Source organism: Arthrobacter sp. CAN_A2 (genome assembly GCF_015752045.1).
GTDB lineage: Bacteria > Actinomycetota > Actinomycetes > Actinomycetales > Micrococcaceae > Arthrobacter_D.
The window spans coordinates 265107-283201 of record NZ_JADOUS010000003.1 but is presented as its reverse complement, the minus strand read 5'-3'; the positions used below and the strand labels follow the sequence as shown (position 1 = coordinate 283201).

17 protein-coding genes are annotated in these 18095 nt (G+C 70.2%); 10 read left to right on the top strand and 7 right to left on the bottom strand.

What is annotated here, in order from left to right; translation table 11 throughout:
* Window positions 1-30: 30 nt before the first annotated feature.
* The 3 genes from IWX63_RS05740 to IWX63_RS05730 are packed head-to-tail and all read right to left on the bottom strand — an operon-like array spanning window position 31 to window position 3856.
* On the bottom strand, window positions 31-1551 hold the full coding sequence (locus IWX63_RS05740) for an APC family permease (RefSeq protein WP_199277185.1): 1521 nt from the start codon (window positions 1549-1551) through the stop codon (window positions 31-33).
* The gene (locus tag IWX63_RS05735; RefSeq protein ID WP_199277184.1) at window positions 1548-2441 is read right to left on the bottom strand and encodes a universal stress protein; all 894 of its coding nucleotides are present in this window, start codon (window positions 2439-2441) and stop codon (window positions 1548-1550) included. Before IWX63_RS05735 ends, IWX63_RS05740 begins: the two co-directional genes overlap by 4 nt.
* Before the next feature lie 2 nt (window positions 2442-2443).
* Window positions 2444-3856: a flavin monoamine oxidase family protein gene (locus IWX63_RS05730; RefSeq protein WP_199277183.1), complete on the bottom strand. Its 1413-nt coding sequence runs from the start codon at window positions 3854-3856 to the stop codon at window positions 2444-2446.
* A 137-nt stretch (window positions 3857-3993) separates the two neighbouring features.
* Here IWX63_RS05730 and IWX63_RS05725 point away from each other — a divergent pair, with 137 nt between their 5' ends.
* Together IWX63_RS05725 and IWX63_RS05720 are read left to right on the top strand one after the other, a co-directional pair.
* Window positions 3994-4665 carry a TetR/AcrR family transcriptional regulator gene (locus IWX63_RS05725; protein WP_199277182.1) on the top strand — a complete coding sequence of 224 codons (672 nt, stop codon included), beginning with the start codon at window positions 3994-3996 and terminating at the stop codon, window positions 4663-4665.
* Between the two features lie 166 nt (window positions 4666-4831).
* Window positions 4832-5431 carry a GNAT family N-acetyltransferase gene (locus tag IWX63_RS05720; RefSeq protein WP_199277181.1) on the top strand — a complete coding sequence of 200 codons (600 nt, stop codon included), beginning with the start codon at window positions 4832-4834 and terminating at the stop codon, window positions 5429-5431.
* 63 nt (window positions 5432-5494) lie between these two features.
* On the opposite strand, the gene gabT is transcribed toward IWX63_RS05720, so the two are convergent.
* Both gabT and IWX63_RS05710 read right to left on the bottom strand, forming a co-directional pair.
* Window positions 5495-6880, bottom strand: a complete 1386-nt coding sequence (gene gabT, locus IWX63_RS05715) for a 4-aminobutyrate--2-oxoglutarate transaminase (RefSeq protein ID WP_199277180.1) — start codon at window positions 6878-6880, stop codon at window positions 5495-5497.
* A 27-nt stretch (window positions 6881-6907) separates the two neighbouring features.
* Window positions 6908-8338, bottom strand: a complete 1431-nt coding sequence (locus tag IWX63_RS05710) for a gamma-aminobutyraldehyde dehydrogenase (RefSeq protein ID WP_199277179.1) — start codon at window positions 8336-8338, stop codon at window positions 6908-6910.
* A 167-nt stretch (window positions 8339-8505) separates the two neighbouring features.
* Between IWX63_RS05710 and IWX63_RS05705 the strand changes: the two genes are divergently transcribed.
* Both IWX63_RS05705 and IWX63_RS05700 read left to right on the top strand, forming a co-directional pair.
* Window positions 8506-9972: a PucR family transcriptional regulator gene (locus IWX63_RS05705; RefSeq protein ID WP_199277178.1), complete on the top strand. Its 1467-nt coding sequence runs from the start codon at window positions 8506-8508 to the stop codon at window positions 9970-9972.
* An 84-nt stretch (window positions 9973-10056) separates the two neighbouring features.
* Entirely contained in the window at window positions 10057-11322 is a 1266-nt protein-coding gene (locus IWX63_RS05700; RefSeq protein WP_334685664.1) for a sensor histidine kinase, read from the top strand.
* Between the two features lie 70 nt (window positions 11323-11392).
* Here the strand turns inward: IWX63_RS05700 and IWX63_RS05695 are convergent, their stop codons facing one another.
* Window positions 11393-13066 carry a sensor histidine kinase gene (locus IWX63_RS05695; RefSeq protein WP_334685663.1) on the bottom strand — a complete coding sequence of 558 codons (1674 nt, stop codon included), beginning with the start codon at window positions 13064-13066 and terminating at the stop codon, window positions 11393-11395.
* Window positions 13067-13306: 240 nt separating this feature from the next.
* Here IWX63_RS05695 and IWX63_RS05690 point away from each other — a divergent pair, with 240 nt between their 5' ends.
* From IWX63_RS05690 to IWX63_RS05680, 3 genes are all read left to right on the top strand, one after another.
* Window positions 13307-14407 carry a PP2C family protein-serine/threonine phosphatase gene (locus IWX63_RS05690; protein WP_199277176.1) on the top strand — a complete coding sequence of 367 codons (1101 nt, stop codon included), beginning with the start codon at window positions 13307-13309 and terminating at the stop codon, window positions 14405-14407.
* A gap of 115 nt (window positions 14408-14522) precedes the next feature.
* Complete coding sequence (locus tag IWX63_RS05685; RefSeq protein WP_199277175.1) at window positions 14523-14855, top strand: STAS domain-containing protein; 333 nt, start codon at window positions 14523-14525, stop codon at window positions 14853-14855.
* Window positions 14848-15309: an ATP-binding protein gene (locus IWX63_RS05680; protein WP_199277174.1), complete on the top strand. Its 462-nt coding sequence runs from the start codon at window positions 14848-14850 to the stop codon at window positions 15307-15309. The genes IWX63_RS05685 and IWX63_RS05680 overlap by 8 nt, the downstream gene beginning before the upstream one ends.
* 45 nt (window positions 15310-15354) lie before the next feature.
* On the opposite strand, the gene IWX63_RS05675 is transcribed toward IWX63_RS05680, so the two are convergent.
* A complete protein-coding gene (locus tag IWX63_RS05675) occupies window positions 15355-16323 on the bottom strand; it encodes an alpha/beta hydrolase (RefSeq protein ID WP_199277173.1) in 969 nt (322 codons plus the stop codon).
* A gap of 120 nt (window positions 16324-16443) precedes the next feature.
* Between IWX63_RS05675 and IWX63_RS05670 the strand changes: the two genes are divergently transcribed.
* The 3 genes from IWX63_RS05670 (at window position 16444) to IWX63_RS05660 (ending at window position 18040) form a co-directional block, all read left to right on the top strand.
* Entirely contained in the window at window positions 16444-17079 is a 636-nt protein-coding gene (locus IWX63_RS05670) for a trimeric intracellular cation channel family protein (protein ID WP_199277172.1), read from the top strand.
* Between the two features lie 62 nt (window positions 17080-17141).
* The gene (locus IWX63_RS05665) at window positions 17142-17567 is read left to right on the top strand and encodes a hypothetical protein (RefSeq protein ID WP_199277171.1); all 426 of its coding nucleotides are present in this window, start codon (window positions 17142-17144) and stop codon (window positions 17565-17567) included.
* Complete coding sequence (locus IWX63_RS05660) at window positions 17567-18040, top strand: HIT family protein (protein ID WP_199277170.1); 474 nt, start codon at window positions 17567-17569, stop codon at window positions 18038-18040. Before IWX63_RS05665 ends, IWX63_RS05660 begins: the two co-directional genes overlap by 1 nt.
* Window positions 18041-18095 lie beyond the last annotated feature (55 nt).

The window sequence follows — 18095 nt, the reverse complement described above, 5'->3', positions numbered from 1 at the left end:
CACTCTAGCGCAGCGCCCCCGTCCGGCCCGCTATTCCTTCGGAGCCGACCCCCGGATGATCACCTCCTGGCGGAAGAACGCCGGGTTGATCCGCCACCAGACGAGCATGAGCACGGCGCCGAGCAGGATCACGCCGACCCCGAGGATGAACACCATGCCGATGCCGAACAGCTCGGAGCCGGAGCCGTAGGCGGGATCCATCGAATCCGTGGCGGTCTTGAAGAACATGACGAGCAGGATGACCCCGCCGAGCAGCGGCGCGAGGAAGCGGAACAGCACGTTCCTGGCACTGCTGAACGCCTGGGCCCGGAAATACCAGACGCACGCGAGCGCGGTGATGCCGTAGTAGAAGCAGATCATCATGCCGAGCGCCGTGATGGTGTCCCACAGCGCGTTCTCCGACACCAGCCGCGTGAACACGTAGAAGGCGGCGGCCGCGACGGCGGCGGCGATCGTGGCGTAGCTCGGCGACTTGTACTGCGGGCTGATGCGGCCGTAGCCCTTCGGCAGGGCCTTGTAGTGGCCCATGGCGAGCAGGGTGCGGGCCGGGGAGACGAAGGTGGACTGCAGCGATGCGGCCGAGGAGCTGAGGACGGCGATCGACATCAGGATGGCGAACGGGCCCATCACGGGACCGGCCAGCGTCGCGAAGATGCTCTCCTGGTTGTCCGGGTTGCCCGCTCCGAGTTCACCCTCGCCCACGCCCGCGAAGGAGAGGGTCGCGAGTGCGACGGTGAGGTAGATGATCACGATGACGACGACGGTGAGGGCGCCGGCACGGCCCGGGGTCTTCTCCGGGTTCCTGGTCTCCTCGTTCATCGTGAGCGTCACGTCCCAGCCCCAGTAGATGAAGATGGACAGCGAGACACCCGCGGCGAAGGCGGAGAAGGAGCCGACGGCGAACGGGTTGAACCACTCCGCGCTGATCGGTGTGGCGTCGAAGGCCGTGCCGTTGGCCACATGGACGAACGCGGCGATCGCGAACCAGGCGAGGACGACGACCTGGAAGGTCACGAGCACGTACTGGACCGCCTTGGTGGTCTCCATCCCGCGGTAGGAGACGTAACAGGCGAGCGCGATGAAGACGAGCGTCGTCGCGATGTTCACCGGCAGGTTGAGCGTGAGGTCGGCGATGCCCGGGTTGCCGAACACCTGCGCGAGCATCAGGTAGAAGAAGTCGACGGCGACGGCGGCCAGGTTGGAGAGCACGATCACGGTGGCGGCGATGAGCCCCCACCCGCCCATCCAGCCGACCCAGGGCCCGAATGCACGGGTGGCCCAGGTGAAGGTGGTGCCGGAGTCGGGCATGGCGCTGTTGAGCTCCCGGTAGCCGAGGGCCACGAGCAGCATGGGGACGAAGCCCACCAGGAAGATGGCCGGCAGGTTCACCCCGACCTCCGCGACCGTGGGCCCGAGGGCCGCGGTCAGCGTGTACGCGGGGGCCACGCAGGACACCCCGATGACGACGGCGCCCAGCAGGCCGACGGTTCCGGCGTCAAGGCCCTTCTTGCTGAGCCCTGTGCCTTTCTGTGTTGTCTCCTCGATACTCATGCGTCCGCCTCTTTGGTCAGGGCGCCCGGGCCGGTGGTGGTGCCGGGCACGGCGTACGTACGCGGGACGACGATCATGGGAATGGTCAGCGTACGCAGGATCTTGTTCGCGGTGGAGCCGAGGAAGATGCGCATGTGCTGCGCGAGGCGGCTGGAGCCGACCAGCAGCACCTCCCCCTCGTCCCAGGCCAGGGCTTCGATGGCGTCCTCGATGGAGGAGCCGTGTGCCGTCTCGACGCTCACCCGCCCGCCGGCGGCGAGGGCGGAAGCGGCCTCCGCGAGCCGACGGTTCGCCTCGTCCTCCACGCCCTCCGGGTCGGAGTGTCCCGCGTCGAGCGCGACGAGGGACACGAGGCGCAGCGGGAGGCCGCGGCGCAGCGCCGAGGCCACGGCGACGGAGACGACGTCGTCCGCTCCCGCGCGGTTGCCGACCGCGCAGGTCAGGCGGGTGACGGGATCGGTGCGGCGGTAGGACTTGGGCGCCAGCGCCACCGGGACGGGCGACGCGTGCAGGAGGCCCCGGGCCACGTTGCCGACGTTGAACCGGTTGGCGAGGCCGCGGGAGCTGGCGCCGATCACGATCAGGGACGCCTCGGTGTCCTCGGCCGCCCGGATGAGGCCCTCCGCATTGGACTCCGCGCGCACCACCACGCCGCGTGCGGAGACGCCGTCCGGCACGAGGGCGAGACCCTGGTCCATCCACTCCTGCAGCTGGTCCGTCAGGAGGCTCTCGAAGGGCTTGCCCGGCAGGTAGATCCCCGAGTAGGGGGAGTGCTCGGGGGTGACGAGGACGAGGTCGAGGCTCGCGTCCTGGCGGCGCGCGAGGGCGACGGCGAGGCAGACGGCGTCGTGCCCGCGCTCATCGGCGGTGTACCCGACGACGTAGCGCATGACTACGCCCCCCGACCGGTCGCGGCGGCCTGCACACCGGCCGACAGCGCACGGTGGATCTCGACCGCGGTGCGCTGCCCCATCCGGATGGCGCCGTCGACATGCTGGTATCCCTCGGCCGCGATGTCGGAGCAGGACCAGTGGATGGGGCCCACAGGCGTGCGCTGGTCGCGGCCGTAGCGGTGCAGCCCGCCGAGGTCGTAGCTCGAGGCGTAGGCGCCCCGCGTCCACTCCTCCGAGGCCCAGTCCGATTCGTAGTACACCTCCGGCTCCAGCGCCTGCGGCCCGAGGAAGTTCGCGATCGCGGAGAGGATCCGCTCGCGGCGCTCGTGCGGAGGCAGCTCGAACATGGCGTCCGCCTTCTCGTCGGAGACGAAGCCCACCAGGGTGCCGCGGGGGTCCTCGAAGTTCGTGTTGTCGTAGACCTCCTGGACGATCGACCCCGCGCTGAAGCCCGTCCCCGAGAGCCCGTCCTCGCGCCAGAACGGCGTGGTGTAGACGGCGTGGACCTTGATCACCAGGCCGAGCGACTGGTGCTGGTGCATCTGGTGCTGGCGGCGCGGCAGCGGCGGGTCGTAGCTGATGCGCGAATAGAGGTTCGGTGGGACGGCGACGACCGCGAACCGGGCCCGCACCGTCGTCGTGTCCGAGACGACCGTGACCCCCTCGGTGCTGTCCGGGCCTTCCATGCCGCTCCAGCGGAGCGTGCGCACGGGGCTCGAGAGGATGACGTCCTCCCCCAGCTCGGCCGCCATGCGCTCCGACACGGACTGCATGCCGCCGATCACGCGCTTGTCGAGGATGAAGTCCTCGTCCACCAGGTTCGAGAAGGACCCGGCGGTCGCCGCCATCAGGACCGCCTGGAGGGTCGAGAACGAGTGCGCCGGCTTCGTCAGCATGCCGCCCGCGATGAACAGGCCGATGTTGTCGCAGGCCTCCTCGTCGTCGGACTGCTGCCGGAGCCAGTGGTGGAAGGAGATGGTGTCCAGGGCCCGCGCGTCCGGGTGGTTCCACGGCGATTCCGGCCCGGCCTCGGCGACGAGCCGGTCGAGGATCACGATGAGGCGCTCCATCTCCTCACGCGTGTACTCGCTGACGGGGAACATCTCCCCGCTGTAGCGGATCGGTTCGCCGTCGGGGCCGATGTACACGGAGTCACCCTCCCGGTACCGGGAGAACGTCTTCAGGCCCAGTTCGCCGAGGAGACCGATGAGCGCGGTCTGGTCCGGCGACACCCACTGCCCCCCGACCTCGAAGACGGCGCCGTCGATCACGTCCGTGTGGGTACGCCCGCCGACGCGGTCGCGCGCCTCGAGCACGGCGACCGAGTGACCGGCCTTCCTCAGCTCGCGTGCGGCGGTGAGGCCCGAGGGGCCGGCTCCGATGATGACGACGTCGCGTTCGATGGTTTTCACGTGATCCTCCTAGGGCTGCATGACGCAGGCCACAAAATGAATGGGATTCATTATTGCGCCCTACTATAGCCACAGGCACCCGGGGAGGGAAGGGCCCGCCCGTAGAGTTAACGCCATCGCAACAGGGAGCAGGATCGATGACCTCAGCAACACCGACCCCCCGGCGCGCCGGGCGCCCTCCGCGCAGCGTCCTGTCCAGGGATCGCATCACGGCCGCGGCGCTCGACCTCATCGCCGCGGAGGGCTACGAGGGTCTGACGATGTCCGCGCTCGCCCGCCGGCTCCGGGTGGCACCCTCCGCCCTCTACAACCACGCCGCCTCGAAGCAGGAGGTGCTCCGCTGGGTCCAGGACCACGTCATGACCATGGTGGACTTCAGCGCATTCGCCGTGGAGCCGTGGGACGAGGCCGTGCGGCAGTGGGCCTGGTCCTACCGTGAGGTCTTCGCGCGGCACGCCCCCCTGGTCCCGGTGATCGCCGTCATGCCGGTGACCGACGCGGCGGAGACGCTGCGCATGTACGAGGAGGTGGCCCGCGGCTTCGCCTCGGCGGGCTGGCTCGAGGACCGGATCGTGCCCGCGATCGTCGCCCTCGAGTCCTTCATCTACGGCTCGGCACTCGACGTGGCCGCACCCGGCGACATCTTCGACTCCGGCACGCTCGCGGACGAGTTCCCGGTGTTCACGTCCGCGGTGCGCAGCGCCTCGGAGGCGGCAGGAGCCGGACGATCCGCGGATGCCGCCTTCCGGGCCGGGCTCGAGGGCATGATCGCCGGCCTCCGCCAGCAGTTGGCCGCCGGCTCCTCCTGATCCCCGCGGGACCTCCGGCGGGTCCATGGACCCGCCGGAGCGCCGGTCGGGAGCGAACACCCCCGATTGCTAAAGCGCCTAGCTTTACGGATCCCCCGTCGGGTGTTACCTTTCTGTCAAAGGTCAAGCAACGGCCCAACTACTCCCTGATCATCAGAGGTACATCATGTCCGTTGCCCCCCTTCCCCCCACCTCCGGTTCCCGTCCCGCGGACCGCCGTGCGCCCGACACCCTGTCCGACGCCGACCTCGTCCCCTTCGCCGATCCGGATGCTCCGGCGGCGTCCGGTGCAGAGACCCCGGATGTCCCCCGCGACCTGTCCGCCGTCTCCACCCGTGAGCTGCGCATCCTGTGCAACGAGCTCTACCAGGCCCTGGACACCGCGTACCCGCCCTACGGCGTGCTGGACGACTACGAGGCGGTCGTCCAGGCCATCACCGACCGCGAGTCCCGTGCGGCCGAGCGCTCGGAGACCGAGCAGCTCCGCGAGAAGTTCCGCGACAACCAGGCCGCCTCGCGCTTCGAGCTGTTCCACGACGGCGTCATGGTCGGCTATGTGAAGTACGACCTGCGGGCCGGCCGCCTCCGCCTGCTGCAGACCGTCGTCGGGTCCGCCTACCTTCGGCTGGGCCTGGAGTCGGTGCTGGTCCGCAAATCGCTCCTGAACGCGCATCGACGCCGCCTCGCGCCCGTCCCCTACTGCGAACATGCCCAGGCCTTCCTGGTCGAGAACCCCCATTTCAGGGCCCTCATCCCGGTCGGCTGACCCCGGGAACGCACGGAAAAGGCCCTGCAGCACCGCTGCAGGGCCTTTTCCGTGCGTCGGTGATCAGCCGGCGCTGACCGCGCGGATCGCGGCCTCAAGGACGTCGAGGCCGTCCTCCAGCAGGTCCTCGGTGATCACGAGCGGCGGCAGCAGCCGGACCACGTTGCCGTAGGTGCCGCAGGTGAGGATGATGACGCCCTCGCGGAGGCATCGTGCGGCGATCGCCTTGGTGGCCTCGGCATTGGGCGTCCTGCCGCCCGGCTCCACGAACTCGATGGCCAGCATGGCGCCGCGTCCGCGGAGCTCCCCCACGATGCTCCGCTCGCCGAGCTCGGCCTGCAGTGCGGCCATGCGCTCGGAGACCCGGGCCTCGATGCTGCGGGCACGGCCCGCGAGGTCCTGGTCCTTCATGGTGCCGATCGCGGCGAGCGCCGCGGCGCAGGCCACCGGGTTGCCACCGTAGGTGCCGCCGAGCCCCCCGGCGTGCACGGCGTCGAGCAGGTCCGCGCGCCCCGTGATGGCCGAGAGCGGCATGCCACCGGCGATGCCCTTGGCCATGGTGATGATGTCGGGCACGACACCCTCGTGGTTCACGGCGAACCACTCGCCGGTGCGGCAGAACCCGGACTGCACCTCGTCGGCGATGAACACGACGCCGTTGGCCTTGGCCCATTCCGCGAGCGCGGGGAGGAAGCCCTCGGCCGGCACGATGAAGCCGCCCTCGCCCTGGACGGGTTCGATGATGATCGCGGCGACCGACTGGGCGCCGATCTGCTTCTCGATCATGGTGATGGCACGCTGCGCCGCCGCGGGGCCCGTGATGGACGGGTTCTCCTCGCGGAACGGGTAGCTCATGGGGACGCGGTAGATCTCCGGTGCGAACGGACCGAAGTTCGCCTTGTACGGCATCGACTTCGCGGTCAGCGCCATGGTCAGGTTGGTGCGGCCGTGGTAGGCGTGGTCGAACGCGACGACGGCGTCCCGGCCCGTGGCCAGCCGTGCCACCTTGACGGCGTTCTCGACCGCCTCGGCGCCCGAGTTGAACAGGACCGTCCGCTTCTCGAAGTCGCCCGGCGTCAGCTCGGCGAGCTGCTCCGCGACGGCGATGTAGCCCTCGTAGGGAGTGACCATGAAGCACGTGTGCGTGAAGTGCTCCACCTGCTCCTTGACCGCGCCGACCACGGCGGGGTCCGAGGCCCCGACGCTCGTCACGGCGATGCCGGAGCCGAGGTCGATGAAGGAGTTGCCGTCGACGTCCTGGAGGATCCCGCCGTCGGCGTCCGCCACGTACACGGGAACACCCGAGGCGACGCCCTTGGCGACGACGGCGGAGCGGCGCGCGGCCAGCTCGGTGGACTTCGGGCCGGGGAAGTCACCGGTGATGCGGCGCTTCTGCTCGAGCCTGAAACGGGGGGCGACCGCACCGGGAGTGGTTGCGAAGGTGGTCATAAGGAGTTCCTATCTAGAACGGATCTGTCAGACGTCCAGCACGCTCATGACGTGCTTGATGCGGGTGTAGTCCTCCACGCCGTACATGGAGAGGTCCTTGCCGTAGCCGGAGTGCTTGAAGCCGCCGTGGGGCATCTCGGCGGTGAGCATGATGTGCGTGTTGATCCAGACGGCGCCGAAGTCGAGGTCGCGGGAGACGCGCATCGCGGTGCCGTGGTTCGAGGTCCAGATGCTGGAGGCCAGCGCGTAGTCCACACCGTTGGCGAGCTCGACGGCCTCCTCCTCGGTGGTGAACGTCTGCACCGTCACGACGGGGCCGAACGTCTCCTGCTGCACCACGGGGTCGTCCTGCAGGGCACCGGTGACGATCGTCGGCTCGAAGAAGTAACCCTTGTCCCCGGCACGCCTGCCGCCCGTCGCGATCGTGCAGTGGGCGGGCAGCGCGTCGATGACGGCATTGACGGCGTTGAAGTGGTTGATGTTGTTCAGCGGCCCGAAGTAGTTCTCCGAGTCCTCGGTACTGCCGGTCTTCAGGGTGGCGGTGTGCGCGACCATCGCGGCGACGAACTCGTCGTGCGCCTGCTCCTGCACGAGGACCCGGGTGATGGCGGTGCAGTCCTGGCCGGCGTTGAAGAAGGCGAACTCGGCGATGGCCTCGGCGCTCTTCGTGAGGTCGGCGTCCGCGAAGACGACGGCGGGGGCCTTGCCGCCGAGCTCGAGGTGGGCCCGCTTGAGGCCCTTCGCGGCGCTGGTCGCGACGGCGATGCCGGCACGCACGGATCCCGTGATGGACACCAGTCCGGGCACGGGGTGTTCGGTCATGGCGGCACCGGTCTCACCCGTGCCGAGCACGACGTTCAGGACGCCGTCGGGCAGGATGCCCTGGGTGAGGCGCGCCAGGACGAGGGTCGATTCCGGGGTCGTGTCGCTCGGCTTCAGGACCACCGTGTTGCCGGCGGCGAGGGCGGGGCCGATCTTCCAGATGGCCATGAGGAGCGGGTAGTTCCACGGGGCCACCTGGGCGACGACGCCGATGGGCTCGCGGCGGACGTAGGAGGTGTGGCCCTCCATGTACTCGCCCGCGGACTTCCCCTCCATGAGCCGTGCGGCGCCGGCGAAGAACCGCAGCTGGTCGGCGCCGACGGCGACCTCCTCGGCGGCGATCATCGCACGCACCTGGCCGGTGTTGCGGTGCTGCGCCTCGACGAGCTCGTCGCTGGCGCCCTCGACGGCGTCCGCGAGCTTCAGCAGCATGAGCTGGCGCTGGCTCGGGGTGGTCCGCTTCCAGGTGGTGAAGGCACGTGCCGCGGCCTGCATGGCGTCGTCGACGTCCGCCGGGGTGGAGACAGGCGACTGCGCGACCACCTCGCCGTTGGTCGGGTTGACGATGTCCAGGAGCTCAGTGCCGGCGGGCGTCACGAACGCTCCGTCGATGTAGTTCTGAAGGGTCTCAGCCACGCTGCAGTGCCTTTCACGAGGGTGGAGTCCGCGGCGCGTACGGGGTGCATCCGGCCACGGGGTATCGACATGACCGTACCGGGGCACCGCACGGCGTGCCAGAGTGATCTGCACAGCGCATGACCGGACCTGCCGTGCAATGGCACAGTGCCGCCTAAGCTGGCTCCATGGCCATCACGCTCGCCGACCTGCTCTCCGATCCTGCCCTGGGCCTGGTCACGGAGGGCCGCTCGGAACCGCCCGCCCAGCCCATCCAATGGGTCGCCGTGACCGAGCTCGAGGACCCGCGACCCTTCCTCAACGGGGCGGAGGTGGTCCTCACGACGGGCGTGCGGCTGAAGACGGGCGCCGCCCAGCGGGCCTTCGTCCGGCGGGCGCACGACGCCGGGGCCCTGGCCATCGGGTTCGGTGTCGGCCTCACCCACCGGAGGATCCCCGCTGCCGTGCTCGCGGAGGCGGACGCCGTCGGCCTCCCCGCCTTCCGGGTCCCCTACGAGGTCCCCTTCATCGCCATCGGCAAGAGGGTGGCCGACGCCCTGTCCGCCGATCGCTACGCCGGGCTCGAGGACCTCCTCGAGGGCCACGCCGTCCTCGCCTCGGCGCTGCTGGGCCCGGGGGGCCTTGCCGCCCTCCTCGGCGAGCTCGCCCGGATGCTCGGCACCGACGTCGCACTGTTCCAGTACGGCGCGTGCATCGCACGTGCCTCCGGTCCCGGCACGGCCGGCCGCGCGCCCGGCGTCGCCCCCGCCCCCGGGACCGACGCTGCGGATCCGGAGCCGACGACGTGGCATCGGCTGCCGGTCGCCACCGGCCTGAAGGACCGCTGCACGCTCGCGATCGCCGAACCCTATGGCCGAACCGCCGTCGTCGACTACGCGCAGAGCCTGATCTCGGTCGAGCTCACCAACCAGGCCCGCAACCGGACCGGCGCCCGCACCGCGATGGGCCAGCTGCTCGAGGACGTGGTGCGCGGCTCGCTCGCCGGCGCCGAGGCGGCGGCCCGGCTCGCCAGTTCCGGCATCGACACGACACACCGGCACAGCGTCCTGATCGTCGACGTCGCCTCCGGTCAGCGACGCGCGCTGCGGACGCTCCCGCTGCCGGACGGCTGGAACGGCGGCGCCACGGGACTCGTCGACGAACGGCTCGTGCTCGTCCTCCCCGCCGGCGTCGCGCGCGACCCCGCCGAGTTGAGCCGGTACCTGCACGGCGCCGGGCTCACGGCGCGCGTCGGCGTCGGCGGCACCTACGCCCAGCCGAACGGCCTGCGGTGGAGCTACTTCGAAGCGCGCGAGGCGCTCCAGCGGGGGCAGCCCCTGAACTTCGCGGACCGCCTGAGCCTGACGTCCCTGCTGATGTCCAGCGCGGACGTGCCGCTCGCCGACCTCGCCGCGGAGACCCTGCGGCCGCTCGAGGCGTTCGACAGCGCCCACGGCGCGGGACTGATGACCACGCTGCAGCGCTACCTCGACCTCGACGGCTCGGTGGCTGCCGTCGCCGCGGACCTCGACCTGCACCGCAACACCATCCGCTACCGGCTCCAGCAGGTCGTGGCGCTCACGGGCTACGATCCGGCGGTCACCGCGGACCGCGTCCACCTGTACCTGGCCCTGCGCGTCCGGGCCCTCGGCTGACGCGGGCCGCTCCTGCCACGGCACGGCCCGTCGGCGTGGGATAGTTGACCCACCTACACCGGTCTCAGTCCCTCGGGGGTATTCGTGTCTCTGCTTTCTACCGATCCTTCCACCGAGCCTTCCACCGACGAGTTCGACCTCCGGGAGCTCGCCCGCCAGGCGGTCCTGCAGGAATACCGGCTGCCCTACGGCGAAGCCGGCGGCACACCGGTGGAGAAGCCCGACTACGAGACGCCGCCGGAGCTGCTCAACCTCGTGAAGCTCGCGGTGCGTGTGAGCGGCATGGATGCCGGTGTCATCAACATCATCACGGCGGACCAGCAGCACCAGATCGCGGCCGTCGGGGTGGACGCCGCGGTGTGCTCGCGGGACGACTCGATGTGCTCCAAGGTCTTCACCGGCGGCGCGATCACCGCGCTGGCGGACGCCTCCCTCGACCCGCGGTTCGCCGACAACCCCTTCGTCAACGGCGGTATCGCCCAGGTGCGCTCCTACGCGTCCGTCCCGCTCGTGACCGGGGGCGGCGCCGCCCTCGGCACCCTCTGCGTGTTCTCGCCGGCGGTCAGGGCGTTCGACGCCGAACAGCGGGAAGGGCTGGAGATCCTCGCACGCCAGGTCGTGGAGGTCCTCGAACTGCAGTTCAAGACGCGTCAACTCGTCGAGGCCCTCGAGGTGGTGCGGCGCAGCAACGAGGACCTGGCCGGGTTCGCGGCGCGCGTGAGCCACGATCTCAAGAACCCGCTGACGGCGATCCTCGGCTACACGGAACTCAGCGAACAGGACGACGACGTCGCGCCTGCCGGGCAGGCGGCGCGCTACTTCAGCATCATCCGGGGCAGTGCCAGCCGCATGCTGTCCACCGTGGAGGAGGTCCTCGAGTTCTCACGCATCGGCGGCACGATCAGCCGCCGGACGGTCCGGCTGAACACGATGATGAACGCCGTGCTGCAGGACGTCCTTCCGCTGAGCAGCGCCTGCGACGCCGTGGTGACCGTGCAGGACGCCGAGCTCACCGTCGACCAGGCGCAGGTCACCGCGCTGCTGCAGAATCTGGTGGCGAACGGGATGAAATACACGATGCCCGGCTGTCCTCCTCGCGTCGAGGTGATCGCGAGCGTCGGGGAGACGCAGGTGCTGCGCGTCATCGACCACGGCAAGGGCATCGCCCCGGCGGACCGGCAGCGGGTCCTGGAACCCCTCGTGCGGCTGCACCGGGACGGCGACCCCGCCGGGAGCGGGATCGGCCTGGCGACGTGCGCGCGGATCGCGGCTGCGCACGGAGGGTCGATCGGCCTCACGGAGACGCCCGGCGGTGGCATCACGGTGACCGTGGATCTCGGGCCCGCCTGACAGGGCCTCCCGGGTCCGTCGTCGCGGGGCCTCCCGGTCCGCCCGACAGGGCCTCCCGGGTCATCGGGAGCTAGCCCCGGGCCTGCAGTTCCTGGACCTGCTCCGCATGGGCGAGCGGCAGGAGGAAGGTGAAGGTGGAACCTTCACCGACGGCGCTCCGGCACGTGATGCTGCCGCCGTGGCGCTGGACGATCGCCTTGGAGATGGCCAGCCCGAGACCCACGCCGGGGATCGCCGCGTTGCGGGCCCCGGCGGTGCGGAAGAACTTGGAGAAGACGCCCTTCTGCTCCTCCGCGGTCATGCCGCTGCCCTGGTCGGTCACGCTGCACTCCACCTCGCCCTCGATCTCGCGGGCACGGATGGTCACGCGCCCACCGGCCGGCGAGTACTTGATCGCGTTCGAGAGCAGGTTGTCCAGCACCTGGCCGATCCGGGAGGCGTCGCACAGCGCGACCAGCCCCGGATCGGTGAGGTCCTCGAAACGCACCAGCGGGTTCGTGTTGCCCTGTTCGGCCGTGGCCACGCGCCGGCCGACGAGGTCGGAGAAATCCGTGGGCACAGGCCTGACCTCGGGGGAGCCCTCCGCGGTGGACAGCAGGTCCACCACGAGCTTGTGCAGCCGTTCGGAGTTGCGGGACACCACTTCGAGGCCGGAGGCGACCTCGGGGTCGAGATCCGGCGTCCCCAGCAGCAGTTCGAGGTATCCCCGGATAGCGGTCAGCGGGGTGCGCAGTTCGTGCGAGACGGTCGCCACGAACTCGTCCTTCGCATTCAGGGCCGTGACGAGCTCCGTGACGTCGTTGAACGTCACGACGGAACCCTCGCGGTGCCCGTCCTGGTTGGTCATCAGCCGGGACGACGCCGAGAGCACCCGCTGGCCGGGGCGCTCGCCCCACCAGAGGAGATAGTCGGAGAAGACGTGGCCCTCCGCGGCGCGCCGTGTCGGCCGCCGGGCCGCCGGCAGGTCCGTCTCGCCGTCCTGCTGGAAGATGCGCAGGGCGGCCTCGTCGGAGTCGCCGGCCCCACCGGCGAGCGCACGGAACTGGTCCAGCTTGCGGTTCGCGAGGAGCGTCCGCCCGGCTTCGTCGACGGCCGTCACCCCGATGTCCACGCTGTTGACCACGGTGTCCAGCAGCCGTTCACGGCGGGCGCTCTCCTCGAGCATCCCCAGCAGGGCGCGGTCCTTCTCCTCCACGACGGCCTGCTGCGCCATCATGCTCGCCGTCATCACGCGGATCGTGACGCCGATGGCCAGCATGATGAAGGGCAGGAGGAAGGACTGCGTGAGCGACTGCGAGGTGACTGCGGTGTCCGTGACGAAGACGGGCACCCAGACGATGGCCAGCGAGGAGAGGAAACCCGCAGCCAGGAGGGCCCGCGGATACAGCCCGGACGCGGCGAGCCAGATGATGGGGAACACGGCGAGCAGGCCCACGCCGGTGATGACGGTGCCCGCCCCGTAGCGCATGAAGCCGATGGGGATGAAGTCGAGCAGCGGGATGACCAGGAAGCTCGCGTAGGGAAGCCTGTCCCACGGGACGACCACGCACAGCACCAGCAGCGCAGCCTGCATCCAGAGGCCGATCATGAAGGACGGGCTGGCGAAGAGGTCCGGGTGGAACAGCAGGCCTCCGACGAGGAGCAGCAGGACGGTGAGCGACAGTGGCAACTGGCTGAGGATCACGCGCCATCGCATCGTGAGTTCGTGGAACTGCCTCGTGTTGAGCGTCAGGTGGGAGAGCACTCTGTCCATCTGCTGGCCGTGCCCCCCCCTGGTAGTGGTCGAACTCGTTCGTCGGAAGTGACGGGTGGGGCGATTCTCGGCCCGCCTGCGAAAGAATAACGCGGCAGGCCCTTGATTCCGGGTGCCGAAAGGCGGCCCGCCCCTCAAGATCGCATCAAGTTCACCGCAACAAGCCGATGAATCGGGCGAAGCCGTGTGCCTCGTCCGGGGAACGGCGCACCGTAGCGTTTAATGAGGTCCATGACTGCCCCTCCGGAGATCCGCCGTGCCCTCGTCGTCGAGGACGACGTCGACATCCGGGGCCTGCTCGTCCAGATCCTGAAGCGCGAGGGATTCGAGGTCACCGAAGCCGCGACCGCGCGTGAGGGGCTCCAGAAGGCACGCGCCGGCGCCGATCTGATCACCCTCGACCTCAACCTCCCGGACGGCGACGGCGTGGAGATCTGCCGCGAGGTCCGCACGTTCTCCGACGCCTACATCCTGATGATCACGGCCAGGACGGACGAGATCGAACGCCTCACGGGGCTCGAGACGGGCGCGGACGAATACATCAGCAAGCCCTTCAGCCCCCGCGAACTCGTGGCGCGCATCAATTCCCTGTTCCGCCGCCAGAGCCACCAGTCCGCCGTCGACGTCGCCAACGCCGACGAGCGGCGGCGCGCCGCTGAGGTGCAGCAGAACCTCCTCCCCCGCGACCGGCTCGCCCTCGACGGCTTCGAACTGGCCGGCCGCTTCAGGCCGTCGAGGAGCGTCGGCGGCGACTTCTACGACTGGTACCCGACGCCGGACGGACTGCACTTCACCGTCGCCGATGCCATGGGCAAGGGCATGGGCGCCGCACTGGTCGCCGCGACCGTGCGCGCGATCATGCGCTCCGTCGCCTCCCAGCCGAGCCTCGAGACCGCGTTCGCGACGGCGGCACGGGCCACGGAGGCGGACCTCGACCACACCAGCTCCTTCGTCACGCTGTTCCATGGCCGCCTAGACGCCGCCAGCGGCGTCGTCGGCTATGTGGACGCCGGGCACGGCCTCGCGCTGCATGTCGCGGCGGACGGCACCGTGACCCGCCTGCCCTCCGCGGGCCCGCCTGTCGGTGCGTGGCCTGACCAGGTCTGGCCCGCCGCCACCCTGCGCCTTGAACCGGGCGATACGCTCGCCATCGTGAGCGACGGCCTGCTCGACATCTACGAGACGGTGGACGAGTTCACCGAGGCGGTGGCGGGCGTGGTCTCCGGGGCGGCCAGCGCCGAGGAGGCTTGTGCGGTGCTGCTGGACCTGGCCGACGTGCCCGAGGTCGCCGACGACGTCACGGTCGTCATCCTGCGCCACTCGCGCGGCTGAGGCGTCCGCCGCGCCGGAGCAGGGCCGGAGCAGGGCCGGTTCTGCGGGGAGACTCGCGCGGCCGGCCCACAACGATGCACGACACACCGACAGGCAGCTGAAGAGGGAAGAGCAGATGGAATTCACGGTCCAGGACAAAGGGCGTTATACCGAGGTCACGGCGAACGGACGCCTGAACATGGTCGCGGCACCGAAGCTGCGCAAGGTCGTCGACGAGGTCGTGAGCGGCGGCGGGAAGCGGATCGTCGTGAACCTCGCGGACACCAGTTTCATGGACTCCTCGGGCCTCGGCGCGCTCATCGGGTGCCTGAAGCTGGCCAGGCAGTCCGGCGGTGACCTGCGGATCGCCGCGGTCCAGCCGCAGGTCACCATGGTGCTCGAACTCACCAGCATGAACCGGGTGCTCACCCCCCACGCGACGCCCGACGAAGCCTTCCGCAATGACTGACATCCTGGCGCGGCGCACCCTCGAGGAGCCCGCTGCGGAGCAGGCCATCGAGGATCTGCACGTCCTCCTGGAGCAGTTGTGGCTGGACGCCGCCTTCGTGCCGGCGCCGGACCAGATGGCCTTCACCACGGCGGTGATCGAGGCCGCGAGCAACGTCGTGCAGCACAGCGTCCCCGCGGAGGGCGCCACGCTCCTCCTCGGCGTCGAGCTCACCGTTGCCGTCGAGCGGCTGCGCGCCGTGATCAGCGAGATCGGCGCCGAGCCGCTGGACCCGGTCCCCGATCTCGAGGGGCACCTCGGGATCCCCGGGCCCGACGACGACGCGCTGCTGGAGGACTACGACGAGTCCGGGCGCGGGCTCTCGATGATCCGTGCCCTCGTCACCACCGTGACGGTCGAGCGCGAGGGCGACACCAACGTCTGGGTCCTGTCCCGGGACTCCGGCCAGGGCTGACCTCCCCGTCGGGAACCGGCGCGGCCCCCTGGACCCGGCGGCCGGTCACGGGAGCGCCGGCCTGCCCAGGAACGCGGCGATGTCCGCATAGACCTCCCGTGACTCCGGGAGGCGGGGGAACGCCGGGAACACGTGGAAACCGCCCGGGTAGACCTTCAGCTCCACGGCGGCACCGGCCGCGACCGCACGGTTCCGGAAGACCGCCGCGTCCGCCATGCAGACGTCGCGCGTGCCCTGGTAGATCCGCGTGGGCGGGAGGGTCGCCAGCATGTCTGCCGGAGCGCAGGCCGGGCTGACCAGCGGCGTCCGGGGGTCGTCGCCGTCCGCCCACCACAGCCCGGCCTGCACCCCGCCCGCCGCGGAGAGCATCGGGTCGACGGCGTCGTAGGCGGGGATGTCGGGGTTCGTGGCGGTGACGTCGAGCCACGGCGAGACAGCGACGACGCGGCCGGGCGCGGGAAGCCCTGCCTCACGGAACGCCCAGGTCTGCGCGACGGCGAGCCCGGCACCGGCCGAGTCCCCCATCAGCGTGACGTCGTCGGGCTCCGTGGTCCTGAGGACCTCGCGGAACACCGACACGAGGTAGGGGAAGGCCTCCCGGTAGCTGCTCTCGGGCGCCAGCCGGTACAGGGGCACCGTGACGGCCGCGCCCGTCCGCTTCGTCAGCTCGGCGATGATCCACCAGTGCGGCCGGGCGAGCTCGTTGATGTAGATCCCGCCGTGCGTGTAGATGATGTGCGAGCGGGTGGCGCCGAGCAGCGGGCGGACCGTGATGGTCCTGATGCCGTCGATCCGCTTCTCCTGGATGGTGTGCGTCTGCTTCAGCGTCCAGGGGATCGCGGCCATCGCCGGATAGCTGCGGCCCGGGTACTTCGCGTTCACCCAATCGGTGCCGCTCAGGTTCCTCTTCGTCGGCAGGACGCCGATCAGGCGGGCCGCCAGACGCATCGCGCGCGAGCCGTCCTTCGCACTCGGCTCCACCGTCTCCGTGCCGCCCGCGTATCTGCTCGTCATGGGCCCAGCCTAGTGCCGAGCACACGGCCGGTCCCGTCTGTCATGCTGGACTGGCCCTCCTGGCCCCCGTCGACCGGGCGGATCCTGCCGGGCACCCCTGCCGGAACGCCGAAGGAAGAGATGGATACCGCTTCACATGTCGCGCTCGGCGCCGACCTCCTCGGCGTGTTCTTCTTCGCCGTCTCCGGATCGCTGCTGGCGGCCCGCAAGGGCTTCGACCTCGTCGGGTCGCTCCTGCTCGCGTCCCTCGCTTCGCTCGGCGGCGGCGTGGCCCGGGACCTCATCATCAACGTCCCGCCCGCTGCCTTCACGAACCCGGCCTACCTGCTGCCTCCCCTGTTCGCCACCGTGGTGGTGTACTTCGTGTTCTCCGGCGTGGAACGCGGCATGCGCGTCCTGGTGGTCTTCGACGCCGCCGGGCTGGCCCTGTTCTGCATCACCGGCACCCTCAAGGCGCTCGACGCCGGCCTCCACCCCGTCTCGGCCGCCCTGCTGGGCGTCACCACGGCCGTCGGCGGCGGCCTGATGCGCGACGTCGTCGCGAACGAGGTCCCGCAGCTCTTCGACCCACGGGACATCTACGCGCTCCCCGCCATGCTGGGCGCCGTCGTCGTCACCGTGCTGTACCTGACCGGGACCTTCACCCTCGTCACGGGGACGGTCGCCGCGTCGGTGGTGTTCTCCCTGCGGGTCCTCGCCTGGCGCTACGGCTGGCACGCGCCGCTCGCCGCACGCACGTGGCACGCGCAGAGGTAGCCCGGGCGCCGGACGCGGCGGCTAGGATGGGGGTATCCCCCCACCCCACTCCTGGAGTACTTGTGACTGAGCTGTTTTCCGACAAATTCCGCGCCCTGGTGCCCCAGTACTTCGAGGACGAGTGGGCCGAGGAAGACGGCCTGTCCGACGACGAGCTGGCCGAGATGCTCGAGGGCAAGGACTTCGACCTGCCCCTGGCCCTGCGCGACTTCTACCGTGCCGTGGGTGCCACCGAGGACATCATGGAGGCCTTCCACTTCTTCTGGGATCCCGACGAGCTCGAGATCGAGGACGGCTTCCTGCTGTTCCTCGAGGACGAGAACGAGGAGTACACCTGGGGTATGCGGGCGGACCAGCTGGACGTCCCCGACCCGATCGTCTGGCGGCGCAACAACGTCCGCGGCGAATGGCAGAGCGAGGAGGGCACCTTCAGCGAGTACGTGCTCGATCTGTTCGAGTGGGTCTTCGAGGAGGGCGACGAGGACTGATGCAGTTCGCCCACCACGCCCCGGAGGGGTACCGGTGCCCGTTCTGCGACCTCGCACGGTCGGACTTCGGTAACGTCAGGAACCTCTGCCGCCCGGGTGACGTCATCTACGCCGACGACCTCGCCCTCGCGTTCATCGCCTCGCACGGCTTCGACCCGAATCCCGGCCACGTCCTGGTCACCCCGCGGGAGCACGTCGAGCTGCTGTACGAACTGCCGGATGCCGCCGCCGCCCGCATCATGACGCTGACCCGCGACATCGCGATCGCCATCAAGCTCGCGTGGGAGCCCGACGGCATCTCGACCCGGCAGCACAACGAGCCGGCCGGCAGCCAGCACGTGTGGCACTACCACCAGCACGTCCTGCCGCGCTGGCACGACGACGGTTTCTACTTCACGCCGAAGCGGCCGATCGTGGACCCGGAGATCAGGGCGCGGAAGGCCGACGAGCTGAGGGCGTTCCTGCCCCGCTAGCCTGCCGTCGTTCCTGCCCTCTGGTCCACCACGGTGTGTCGTCCCGCGACACACC

Excerpts from the sequence above, each read along its gene's own strand:
- IWX63_RS05725 (WP_199277182.1), top strand. The coding sequence starts at position 3,994 with ATGACCTCAGCAACACCGACCCCCCGGCGCGCCGGGCGCCCTCCGCGC.
- IWX63_RS05685 (WP_199277175.1), top strand. The coding sequence starts at position 14,523 with ATGGAATTCACGGTCCAGGACAAAGGGCGTTATACCGAGGTCACGGCG.
- gabT (WP_199277180.1), bottom strand. The coding sequence starts at position 6,880 with ATGACCACCTTCGCAACCACTCCCGGTGCGGTCGCCCCCCGTTTCAGG.
- IWX63_RS05690 (WP_199277176.1), top strand. The coding sequence starts at position 13,307 with ATGACTGCCCCTCCGGAGATCCGCCGTGCCCTCGTCGTCGAGGACGAC.
- IWX63_RS05680 (WP_199277174.1), top strand. The coding sequence starts at position 14,848 with ATGACTGACATCCTGGCGCGGCGCACCCTCGAGGAGCCCGCTGCGGAG.
- IWX63_RS05660 (WP_199277170.1), top strand. The coding sequence starts at position 17,567 with ATGCAGTTCGCCCACCACGCCCCGGAGGGGTACCGGTGCCCGTTCTGC.
- IWX63_RS05670 (WP_199277172.1), top strand. The coding sequence starts at position 16,444 with ATGGATACCGCTTCACATGTCGCGCTCGGCGCCGACCTCCTCGGCGTG.
- IWX63_RS05740 (WP_199277185.1), bottom strand. The coding sequence starts at position 1,551 with ATGAGTATCGAGGAGACAACACAGAAAGGCACAGGGCTCAGCAAGAAG.
- IWX63_RS05675 (WP_199277173.1), bottom strand. The coding sequence starts at position 16,323 with ATGACGAGCAGATACGCGGGCGGCACGGAGACGGTGGAGCCGAGTGCG.
- IWX63_RS05705 (WP_199277178.1), top strand. The coding sequence starts at position 8,506 with ATGGCCATCACGCTCGCCGACCTGCTCTCCGATCCTGCCCTGGGCCTG.
- IWX63_RS05735 (WP_199277184.1), bottom strand. The coding sequence starts at position 2,441 with ATGCGCTACGTCGTCGGGTACACCGCCGATGAGCGCGGGCACGACGCC.
- IWX63_RS05720 (WP_199277181.1), top strand. The coding sequence starts at position 4,832 with ATGTCCGTTGCCCCCCTTCCCCCCACCTCCGGTTCCCGTCCCGCGGAC.